Origin of the sequence: Butyrivibrio sp. LB2008 (genome assembly GCF_000621565.1) — a bacterium.
GTDB lineage: Bacteria > Bacillota > Clostridia > Lachnospirales > Lachnospiraceae > Butyrivibrio.
The window spans coordinates 96,443-107,166 of record NZ_JHXZ01000018.1; the positions used below are offsets into that span (position 1 = coordinate 96,443).

A 10,724-nucleotide genomic window follows, 5' to 3' on the forward strand; every position below is an offset into this window, starting at 1 on the left:
GATATGAGAATATTGGTTACCGGATCTAACGGATTTGTTGGGCGCAATCTGGTATGGAATCTTAGGAACATACGAGATGGAAGAAATAATACAAGACCAAATCTGTTGATCACAGAAATCTATGGATATGACTTGGGAACAAGCGATGAAGAACTTGAGCTTGCATGTGAGAGAGCAGATTTTGTTTTTAATCTTGCAGGTGTAAACAGACCAAAAGACCAGGCAGAGTTTATGGAAGGGAATTTTGGTTTTGCCTCAAAGCTTCTTGATACACTTAAGAAAAAGAACAACACTTGTCCTGTAATGTTATCGAGTTCAATTCAGGCTTCACTTATCGGAAGATTTGCGGACTCTGAGTATGGAAAAAGTAAGCTGGCAGGTGAGGAACTGTTCTTGAAATATCAGGAAGAGACAGGGAGTAAGGTCCTTGTATACAGATTCCCAAATTTATTTGGAAAGTGGAGCAAGCCTAATTACAATTCAGCGGTAGCAACATTTTGTAATGCATTTGCAAATGACCTTGAATACACGGTGAATGACAGAAATACTGAATTGGAATTGGTTTATATTGATGATCTTATTGAAGAGATGCTTGATGCTCTTGAAGGAAAAGAGCATAGATGCGATTATGACACTTCATCAGGAAGCATTGAGCCTATTGCAGATGAGACCGGTAAGTATTGCTATGTCCCTATATCGCATCATGTAACTTTGGGTGAGATAGTGGATCTTCTTGAGTCATTTAAGACTGCGCCTCAGACACTTATGGTTCCGTCTATTCCGAATAATTCTTTTGCAAAGAAGTTATACAGTACATATCTGTCCTATTTGCCGGCGGAGAAGATGTGCTATAGTTTTAAATCCAACGTAGATAACAGAGGTACATTTACAGAGCTTATAAGAACTTTGGATCATGGACAGGTTAGTATCAATGTTGCTAAGCCCGGAATTGTAAGGGGAGAACATTGGCATAACAGTAAGTGGGAGACATTTATAGTTGTTTCAGGACATGGTCTTATTCAGCTTCGCAGAATCGGTATAGATCCTGAGACAGAAAAGGGATATCCTGTTATCGAATTTGAAGTGACTGGTGAACAGATGAAGGCAATTCAGATGATTCCGGGATATACACACAATATAATTAATCTTTCTAAAACTCATGATCTTGTAACTGTTATGTGGGCAAATGAAATTTTTGATCCGGGGCACCCTGATACATTCTACGAGATAGTTAATAGAGATGGTGATGAGAAGATTAATCCTGAGAAAGGCAATGTTTAAGATTAGGTGAATATAATGAGCTCATATAATTGGAAAAATAATGGCAAGATCAAGCTTGCAATAATTGTAGGAACAAGGCCGGAAATTATAAGACTTGCGGCAGTGATCAATAAATGTCGTAAATATTTTGATACGCTTTTGGTACATACAGGTCAGAATTATGATTACAATCTGAATGGTGTTTTCTTTAAAGACCTGGGACTTGCCGATCCCGAAGTGTATCTTGAGGCGGTCGGAAATGACCTTGGAGAGACTATGGGAAATATTATTGCCAAGTCATATCAGTTTTTTGCGGAGGCTAAACCTGATGCTGTTCTGGTTCTTGGTGATACTAATTCCTGCCTGTCTGTTATAGGAGCAAAGCGCCTTCATATTCCTATTTTCCATATGGAAGCAGGAAACAGATGTAAGGATGAGTGTCTTCCTGAAGAAACCAATAGAAGAATTGTTGATATTATTTCTGATGTTAATCTTGCATATTCAGAGCATGCACGCAGATATCTTGCTGATTGCGGACTTCCAAAGGAAAGAACTTATGTAACGGGAAGCCCTATGGCAGAAGTATTGTCTGATAATCTTGATAAAATAAAGGCATCTGATATTCACACAAGACTTGGACTTGAAAAAGGAAAATATATTCTTCTCTCTGCACATAGAGAAGAGAATATTGATACTGAGCAGAATTTCCTTAGCTTGTTCAATGCTATAAATGCAATTGCTGCTAAGTATGATATGCCAATCTTATATTCATGTCATCCTAGATCCAAAAAGCGCCTTGAGCAGATGAAAGCAGACGGCAAGTTCGAACTTGATTCCAGAGTTATACAGCATGAGCCGTTGGGATTCCATGACTATAATTGTCTTCAGATGAATGCTTTTGCTGTAGTGTCAGACTCAGGCACATTGCCGGAAGAATCATCATTCTACACATCAATTGGTCATCCGATTCCTGCCGTATGTATAAGAACTTCCACCGAGCGCCCCGAGGCTCTTGATAAAGGATGCTTTGTTATCTCGGGTATAGATGAACAGGGACTTGAGCAGTCGGTTGAACTTGCAGTTGAGATGGTTGAAACAGGTGATAATGGAATTCCGGTTCCTGATTATGTTGATACCAATGTGAGCACGAAGGTTGTGAAGATCATCCAGTCTTATGTAGGTATTGTAAATAAGATGGTGTGGAGAAAGAGATAGTTTATTAAAAAGACGTAAATGATAATGATGGAGGAAACTATGGATAAGCTATATATAGTTATGCCTGCGTATAACGAAGAAGGAAATATTAAGAACGTTATTGATGAATGGTATTCTGTTATAGAAAAAATGTCAGAAGAATCAAGAATAGTTATTGCTGATAGTGGTAGTGAAGATAAGACACATGAAATATTAGTTGAACTCAAGAATACTATTTATCCACGAATTGATATTTTATCGGATACTAATAAATTTCACGGACCCAAGGTGATAGCACTATATGATTATGCAATAAATAACGGGGCAGATTATATATTTCAGACTGATTCGGATGGACAAACAAATCCACTTGAATTTGAGGATTTTTGGAAAGAACGATTACAATATGATGGAGTTTTTGGAAATAGAACTGCAAGAGGTGATGGGAGAAGTAGAGCTTTTGTAGAACGTGTTGTATGTAGATTACTAAAATTTTATTTTGGGGTTGAGGTTCCAGATGCTAATGCACCCTTTAGACTTATGAAGGCAGATACTGTGAGGAAGTATATGACAAAAATGCCGACAGATTATAATTTGCCTAATATCATGTTAGTGGCTTTTTTCGCATATCATAAAGAAAAAATAGTATTCAAAGAAATTACTTTTAAATCAAGGCAGGCAGGAATTAATTCTATTAATATACCTAAAATTATAAAAATTGGTTATAGGGCACTTGGGGATTTTAGAATGTTTAAGAAGAGTATAGGATAATGATTTCTTGGCTGAGTAAATAATTTAAACAAATATGGAAAAAGTTACTATGAAGGGGCAAAAATGAAAGTAAAAAGCTGTATATGTGAAAATACTGAAAATATTATGTCGATTTTGTTTTCTATTATTGTTTCGTTGGTTTTTCTATTTTGTAGTCCTATTCATCCTTGGATTGTTGGAAAGGCATACACAGACTCTAGTGTCTTTATGACGGTGGCTTTAATGATGGAAAGAGGTTATATGCCGTATAGAGACACATTTGATCATAAAGGTCCATTTATTTATATCTTAAATTATATTGGAAATAAGCTACATTACTATTGGGGGGTATGGATTGTAGAAGTGCTTTTTTTGTCTGTTACGGTTTTTTTTATGTACAAAATAGCGCGTTTGTTATGTGGAAAGGTGTCTTCAATTGTATCCACGTTAATGGCATTTTCGTTGCTCTTTGATTACTTCGAAGGAGGTAATCTTACTGAAGAATATGCTATGCCTTGTATTGCAAGTGCATTATATATTTTTCTAGATTATTTGCTGAATGAAAAATTGTCAAAATTAAGAATAATTTTTGCTGGAATAGGTCTTGGTATTGTTTTAATGCTAAGGCCTAATATGATTGCTGTTTGGTTTGTATTTTGTATTTCTATTTTTATTCATAATATTTTTTTGAAAAAAAATAGAGATTTATGTAGAATGATTATTTATTTTGCTTTTGGGCTGATGTTGGTTTTATTACCAATTTTTATTTGGCTTATATTAAATAAAGATTTTTCCTTTTTTTGGAAAGCATATATAGAATTTAATAAGGCGTACTCATTTGCAGATGGAAGAGCAAATTTTTCTGCGAAAATGCATACGTTTCTATGGTTTTTAAAAACGACAATATGCATTATGAGCTATTCGCTTTTGCTCATTTATTTAAAGAAAAAAGAATTACGGTATTTAAATATTACGTATTTAGTATATATGGTAATGAATATTGTATTGATATCTTTAGCTGGAATAGAATATGGTCATTATGGAATGATAATTGTTCCTGCGACAGTTTATCCAATTAGTTTATTGTTTAATTGTATCGAGAATATAGAAACTAATGATATTAGGATAAATGTTTTATCTGTGGTTTCAGTGAGCTTTTTGATTTCATTGGTAATACCTCAATGGTTAGAAATTATAACTGATATTCCGGTGATTTATGAAAATAGAAAAGAGAAAACAATTGATTCGAATGAAGAAATTAGCAATATTATGGCGTGTATAAATCAGTATACTACTCCGGATCAAGCTATATCAGTATATGGTAATTATGATATTATTTATGTGCTAAGTAATCGAAAACATGCAACAAGATATTCATATCAATCATCATTGGGACAGGTGGTGCCAGAAATTTTGGATGAATATTTTTCAGAATTATATTCTGAATTGCCCAATGTGATAGTTGTTCAGAAGGATTGGCATGATGAAAGAATGACTAGATTTTTGGATGATAACAATTATTCTTTGCTTTGGAGTCAAGATTCAGAAAATCTTCAAAGCGTATCTGTTTATTCAAGATGAGTTGGAAAAAAGTTGGTGACAATAGGCTGAGTCAGGTATTATAAGCATTTAGAAATTCAAGAATTATATTGAGAGTTTTACGTAACTTATAAAAAATTTAATAACTGACTTTTTTTACTAGAATTTATGTTAAACAACAAAAAAGAATAGCGAGTGTATATGTTGATGGAGAATTATAGAGATAATTTGCAAATAGACCTTAAAGATTTGGCACATTATGTATTAAAGTTTTGGAAGATTATTTTTATTATTGCGGTTGTGGGAGCACTCCTTGGAGGAATTTGTCAATTTGCCACAGGTGGTAGTGCAAGTGCGGAGGCAGCTCCTGTATCGATACCGGAGCTTTCAGAAGAAGAAATGACAAAGGTGAATGCGGCAGTAAGTAGTTATAAGACTTATCAGGAACTTCATGATACTGTAATGGAGAGCATTAATTCTGATCTTGAGAAGATTAAAGCTGGAGAAGTGCTTGATAAAGATAGCGCGGAAGCGTTGGAATACAAGACTTCAATTATTAGTCAAGCAACTACTGGAATGTTTAGCGGGAATCAGTCTGTTTATAATACACTTAGTGCTAACGAGAAAGCAGTGTATGATAATCTGATGGGGAAAGTGATTGAAGTTGAGACTAAGCCATCAAATAATAAGAAGTTTCCTTTTTTGGGATGTGTGTTTGGTGTATTTATAATTCTTTCTGTCATCGTAATCAGATATGTATTGTCAACCAAACTTAAGACGGAGGATGATCTTCGCTCTGCGTTTAAGTTACATATATTCGGAGCAATCGCTAAGAAAAATGACGATGGTCTTGCAGTTGTTTGCAGTAGTATAATGGCTCTTTCAAGTACAGGAAAAGCCAAGAATATTTTGCTTTGTACTTCTCTTGCAGAAGGAATTGCAACAGATTACATCTCTCGTATCAAGGAATTTCTGATGGAAAAGGCTGTATCTACAGAGACGGCTTTTAATATTGTCAGTGATCCCACATCAATTGATAAGGCTGCCAAGTCTGACGGGCTTATTTTCTTTGAGTGCATCGGAGAGTCGATTTATGAGAATATTGATAAAGAAGTTGAACTTGCATCAAATCTGGGGATAAATGTTCTTGGGGCAGTTGTGGTAAAGTAGTAAAAACTGGAGTGATATTAAGATTAAGGGAGGATTTGTTGTGGGGTATAAGGATGAAATGGAAGTAGATGTACATGATCTTTGTAAATATGTTTTAGTTCATTGGAGAATGTTGATTTTGGGATGCTCCACGGGTGCGCTGATAGCTGGTTTTGCCGTATTTTTCGGGGGGGGGGTGGAAGCTATCGCAGAAACAGCAGGAAGTTTCTGCCGTTACTGGTTTGAATGATGCTAAAGACTTTGAATTAGGTGAAGCAAATTTATCTAAAAGTGAGCTGGATAATATTGAAGTTGCAATAAATAATTACAATGAGTATAAAGACATTCTTTCAAAAAGAATGAAGTATAAAGAGGATTCTATTTTACTTAGTCTGGACAATTCTTGTGTTCCGACCTTGGAGAGAAAATATCTGATTTCGGATTATTATGAGCTCGAATTCCCTAAGGTTGGGAAGTCTAATTATATAGATAATATTATCGCATTGTATAGAAGTGCTGTTGTTAGTAGCGATTCAATTATGCGGATAAAGAAGAATATTGGCTGGAAATGCAACGATTTGTATATAAAAGAACTGATAAATGTTGGTTTGTTGGGAAACAGTATTTTACAAGTCAAAGTTATGGCACCATCTAAAGAGGATTGCAGCAATATCATGTCGGTTGTTGATGATATTATTAGTGAGGCAACTGGTGAGATTAACAGAAGTTTTAATTATGATTTTGATTATCTGAGTGAAAGTTATTCTGAGGAATACAATGAGGAGATTACGAAGAATAAGAAGTTTCTCGTGGATGATATTTTAGCTATTGAGAATAGCATAGCCGGTATTCCAGCAAATATGTCTGAAAAAGAAAAATCTATTTATTTTCAGCTTATTACAGATAAAGTGGAAGAGCCTATAAAATCTTCGCCGATGAAGAAATTTGTACTAGGCATTATCGTAGGAAGCTTTTTAGCATTATTTGTTTTAATTGCTAATTATGTAATAAGCGATAGGCTTAAGACGACGAATGAGCTTATAAGTGTATTTAAATGTCCCGTTCTTGAAGTGATTGACGATCCAAAGAGAGAGTTTGGTAACGATTTATTTGGTAAGTTTGATAAGAAGTTAGATGAGTTTTTATATCATAGAAAGTCATATAATGACACTTTAAGTTTGTCTGCTTCGCGGATAAAGCTTGGGATTGGTGAAAGTAGTAATGTTTTGTTGACCAATTCTTATGACAGTGTTTGTAATGATAATCCTGTTATTGATCTTGTGGCAAGGGTAAAGAATCTTGCTTCTTCAAGCGAAGATTTTGCAGTTGAGTATGTGAACAGGGTTATCAAGAATACTATGGAAATAGAGAAAATTGGAAATATGGACTGTGCTGTTATAATTGAGCGACTTGGTGAGTCCCGATACGAGGATATCAACAAGACAATTGAGCTTTTGAAAAAGAGCAGAATTGAATTACTTGGCGCAGTGGTCATTAGATAGTGTCCGGCGGCACATTGTGGGAGGCGGCAACGGCTGATTGTTTTCGGCAGTTTCCACTCCCTGACCGTGCGGTATAATTCCTGACCGCAGGATATTGGCGGGAACACCGCACACTGTCATAGCTTTATTCCAGAGAGCATTCGGAATGCTTTTTGAAATAAGGCCATGACTAAACAGTCACAGCCTTGTACATTGAAAATTTCATCAATCCAGAGTCTGGTTCTCAACGGCATCACGGATGATATCGGCATCGATGACCTTGCATTTACGCTGTGAGCCGATGGCAAAGGCATCGGTCATCAGGTTGTCGATGAGTCTGGGGTTGCCCTGGGTATAGCTGTGGGCTGCAGACAGTGCAGCGGTATCAATGATCTTTTCGGATGCACCGGCAAGCTTTATCTTGTGAAGTATATACTCTGCAACCTCACCGTCATCCAGTCCGCTGTAGTTGTAGTGGACGGTGATCCTTTGGCGGAGGGCTTCATGAACGGGCTTTCTAAGGGTGTCATTCAGGTGTGATTCACCGCAAAGGATGAGCGTAAAGTAGTTGACGGAATCGTAGCCATAATTCATCAGCATCTTGATGTCATTAAGGATTCCGGTGTTCAGGTACTGCGCCTCATCAATTGCAAGGAGCAGAGGTTGCCGCTTTTCCTTGAAAAGGTACGATATCTGCTCGCGGATTGCCTGGAACATCGCAGGCTTACCGCCTTTTTCTGTCACACCCAGGATACTGCAGAACTGTTTATAGAAGTCGGCGACACTGATAGTTGACAGGCACATGTACTCCATGTGGTAAAGGCTGGGGTTGAGGCTGTTTGCAAAACACCGGAGGGCATAGGATTTACCCATGCCCGGTCTTGCGGTGAATACTCCTATGCCCCTGATGTCCTTGAGGTAATTGAGACGGTTTGTCATTTCGTTGAAATCTTTTGAGATAAAGCAGTCCTTTTCCTTGAGCTGCTGCTTGTCAAAGGGATTGTATGACAGACCATAGAAGCTATTGTACATCAGCCTACACCTCCAATCCTTGAGTAGTCGATAGGGTTCTGGCGTTTTACATGGCAGTTCTCATTGCGGTTGGTCCTGCGGAGGGGATAGTGTTTTCCATCAAAAAGAATGTAGGCAGAATCCATGTCATCCGGAAGAAAGCGGATATCAACCTTTGCAGATATGAACTGCATGGGGACATCAAAGCTGACCTTGTCGATTGAGATGGTGGAGTCTTTCCTTACCTTGCGGGTTATGCGGTTGAGGAAGCACTCATCAAGCCACTCTTCGGACTGAGGCGGCTTGGGTTTGTATTCTGAATTTAAGTACCTGTCCATTGGAGTAGAATCGATGCCGCGATGGAAAGTGGTGTTGTAGGTGCGCATATAGTCCTTGAGCATGCTGTCAAACTGGGAGAGCGATGTGATGGATCCGATATCCAGTGTGTACAGCCATCTTTCCTTGAGTGTCCTGAAATGGCGTTCCACCTTGCCTTTGCTGGCACCGTCGCGTACTTTTGTATGCAGGAGCACTATGCCAAGCGACACACAGATCATGGAGAGCTGCTCGTTGGAGTAGCTGCAGCCGTTATCGACATAGAGCTTGTCAGGAATGCCGTAGGTAGCAACAGCCTGTTTAAGGACTTTCTGGAAGTTGAAAGCGTTGTCGCTGTAGAACAGACCGCCTCCGACAAGGAGCCTTGAATGGTCGTCGATTATCATTATGCAGTAGACGCGCTTGGATTTACCGTTCTCAGTGATATATGGGAGATAACAGGTGTCCGCCTGCCAGCATTTTCCGAAGCCGTCCTCCTCAAATGCCTTACGGTCCTTTAGATTGGGATTTCGTGCGGACTTGAGGTCATTGTTTTTGATGAACCTCTGTACTGAGTCGACGCTTACACAGGCAGGGATGAATGATTCAGCTACCAGGTGGTGGTATATCTGGGTGGCATTCATGCGGGGATGCTCCTGCTTCATGCGGTAGATCTCACAGATTGCTTCGTCGTTCAGAACACGGGAAACGCCCATATCGGAGCGCCTTCCGGGAAGAAGCGCATCAAGGCCGCCGTTAGTGTACTCTGATTTCCACTTCTCCAGTGTTTTGTAGCTGTACTTTACAACGGTTCCGTCAGGAAGTGTGAGCGGGTTTTCGGTCACTCTCTTGTAATAAGCTGTAGCTGATGCATCAGGAAAAAGCCCCTGGACTACAGGAGCTATGAGTGCAAAGCGGAACTGGGCCATGTCGGCATCCTGCTTTGTGATTTCAGGGTTATTATTCATGTATTATGATCCTCCTTTATGTTTTCTAAAGCATAAAGCGAAGATATGGGCATAAACAGCCACCGGTTGTGTGGTCAGGTGATTCTGTAATCCGGAAGAAATATCTTCTGGCAGTACCCTGCGGATTCGCTACAGCATACAGATGGATTTTTATGCGACTGAAGGAATGAGAATGCGAAATGGCTGATGAATTCCGAAGAGAATCCATTGTAAGGATTACTGACCAGAGTTTTCATAAAATCACGGGTATCTGTTTTAAGATTTTCAAGTTCACCGAGCCAGAGTTTCTTATGCTGCCTGAACAGGCACTTCCACTTACGGAACTGACTGATGGATATTTCATATCTTTCGCAGATGCTTTCAATGGACCGGAATTGGAAGATGTGCTCTGACAGAACCCTGAGCACAAAGAACAGCCCATATGTCCCATAAGGGATGATGTGGTCAGGAAGTATGGCATGAGTGTGATGACAGCTGTCACAGATAACCCTCATTACACTGATGGAGCATTTGTGTCTCCGACCATTAACAAAGTCAGTGATAGTACGACCATAGTAAGCGTGGACATGACATTCGCCTCTGGATCCGCAGACAGGACAGGTCTCCTTCGATGGAACAAAGCGGGTCATAAATCGGTCAAAGAGGATTTTTGATGAAGTTTTAATATTTAGCATCTTGATAAACAGTAAGTTTTTCCGTATCATACAGACGTATCTCCTTTCATTATTCCCCGGATTCGTTCTGGACAGGTATGAAAGGGGACTTAAGATGACTGCTTATGAACAGGCAACCATAATTAGGGCATTGACCCTGCGCAGGACCTGTGTGCAGCTCTTAAGGGTGTGAATGAGGAAGGACGAACTGTGGTAGGGGCTGTCTTTCCTCATTTTTTATGCAACTGTATGAATATAGATCCGAAGGGGATAGTCAGTCAATATAGACACGAAAAAAACGTGCGGTAAAAAACAGCACGTTCAGATAGACAATATATAGGAGAACGAGAAATTAATCCGCAGTAAACCTTCGGTAGGTGAGAGGATTAATTCGACGCATTACA

Annotated in this window: 9 protein-coding genes and 1 pseudogene; 7 read left to right on the top strand and 3 right to left on the bottom strand. The window is 38.7% G+C overall.

Features of this window, described 5'->3' with window-relative positions; translation table 11 throughout:
• Positions 1-3: 3 nt before the first annotated feature.
• From T356_RS18690 to T356_RS0107170, 6 genes are all read left to right on the top strand, one after another.
• Complete coding sequence (locus tag T356_RS18690; RefSeq protein ID WP_051563233.1) at positions 4-1,281, top strand: polysaccharide biosynthesis C-terminal domain-containing protein; 1,278 nt, start codon at positions 4-6, stop codon at positions 1,279-1,281.
• 15 nt (positions 1,282-1,296) lie between these two features.
• Entirely contained in the window at positions 1,297-2,475 is a 1,179-nt protein-coding gene (gene wecB / locus T356_RS0107145; RefSeq protein WP_026513914.1) for a non-hydrolyzing UDP-N-acetylglucosamine 2-epimerase, read from the top strand.
• A gap of 39 nt (positions 2,476-2,514) precedes the next feature.
• Positions 2,515-3,225, top strand: a complete 711-nt coding sequence (locus tag T356_RS0107150) for a glycosyltransferase family 2 protein (RefSeq protein ID WP_026513915.1) — start codon at positions 2,515-2,517, stop codon at positions 3,223-3,225.
• Between the two features lie 63 nt (positions 3,226-3,288).
• Positions 3,289-4,785 carry an ArnT family glycosyltransferase gene (locus tag T356_RS0107155; RefSeq protein WP_026513916.1) on the top strand — a complete coding sequence of 499 codons (1,497 nt, stop codon included), beginning with the start codon at positions 3,289-3,291 and terminating at the stop codon, positions 4,783-4,785.
• A gap of 165 nt (positions 4,786-4,950) precedes the next feature.
• Complete coding sequence (locus tag T356_RS0107160; protein WP_026513917.1) at positions 4,951-5,913, top strand: hypothetical protein; 963 nt, start codon at positions 4,951-4,953, stop codon at positions 5,911-5,913.
• A gap of 152 nt (positions 5,914-6,065) precedes the next feature.
• On the top strand, positions 6,066-7,394 hold the full coding sequence (locus tag T356_RS0107170; protein ID WP_155838988.1) for a hypothetical protein: 1,329 nt from the start codon (positions 6,066-6,068) through the stop codon (positions 7,392-7,394).
• 204 nt (positions 7,395-7,598) lie between these two features.
• On the opposite strand, the gene T356_RS0107175 is transcribed toward T356_RS0107170, so the two are convergent.
• Entirely contained in the window at positions 7,599-8,405 is an 807-nt protein-coding gene (locus T356_RS0107175) for an ExeA family protein (protein WP_026512706.1), read from the bottom strand.
• The gene (locus T356_RS0107180; RefSeq protein ID WP_026512707.1) at positions 8,405-9,667 is read right to left on the bottom strand and encodes a DDE-type integrase/transposase/recombinase; all 1,263 of its coding nucleotides are present in this window, start codon (positions 9,665-9,667) and stop codon (positions 8,405-8,407) included. The genes T356_RS0107175 and T356_RS0107180 overlap by 1 nt, the downstream gene beginning before the upstream one ends.
• Positions 9,668-9,846: 179 nt before the next feature.
• Between T356_RS0107180 and T356_RS0107185 the strand changes: the two genes are divergently transcribed.
• Positions 9,847-10,059, top strand: coding sequence for a hypothetical protein (locus T356_RS0107185; protein ID WP_026512708.1), 213 nt, complete (start codon positions 9,847-9,849; stop codon positions 10,057-10,059).
• A gap of 51 nt (positions 10,060-10,110) precedes the next feature.
• Here T356_RS0107185 and T356_RS21825 read toward each other — a convergent pair.
• Positions 10,111-10,371 (bottom strand): annotated as a pseudogene (locus tag T356_RS21825) (hypothetical protein); the annotation flags it as partial.
• Positions 10,372-10,724 lie beyond the last annotated feature (353 nt).

Coding starts and splice junctions, on each gene's coding strand:
- T356_RS18690 (WP_051563233.1), top strand. CDS start 4: ATGAGAATATTGGTTACCGGATCTAACGGATTTGTTGGGCGCAATCTG.
- wecB (WP_026513914.1), top strand. CDS start 1,297: ATGAGCTCATATAATTGGAAAAATAATGGCAAGATCAAGCTTGCAATA.
- T356_RS0107150 (WP_026513915.1), top strand. CDS start 2,515: ATGGATAAGCTATATATAGTTATGCCTGCGTATAACGAAGAAGGAAAT.
- T356_RS0107155 (WP_026513916.1), top strand. CDS start 3,289: ATGAAAGTAAAAAGCTGTATATGTGAAAATACTGAAAATATTATGTCG.
- T356_RS0107160 (WP_026513917.1), top strand. CDS start 4,951: ATGGAGAATTATAGAGATAATTTGCAAATAGACCTTAAAGATTTGGCA.
- T356_RS0107175 (WP_026512706.1), bottom strand. CDS start 8,405: ATGTACAATAGCTTCTATGGTCTGTCATACAATCCCTTTGACAAGCAG.
- T356_RS0107180 (WP_026512707.1), bottom strand. CDS start 9,667: ATGAATAATAACCCTGAAATCACAAAGCAGGATGCCGACATGGCCCAG.
- T356_RS0107185 (WP_026512708.1), top strand. CDS start 9,847: ATGGCTGATGAATTCCGAAGAGAATCCATTGTAAGGATTACTGACCAG.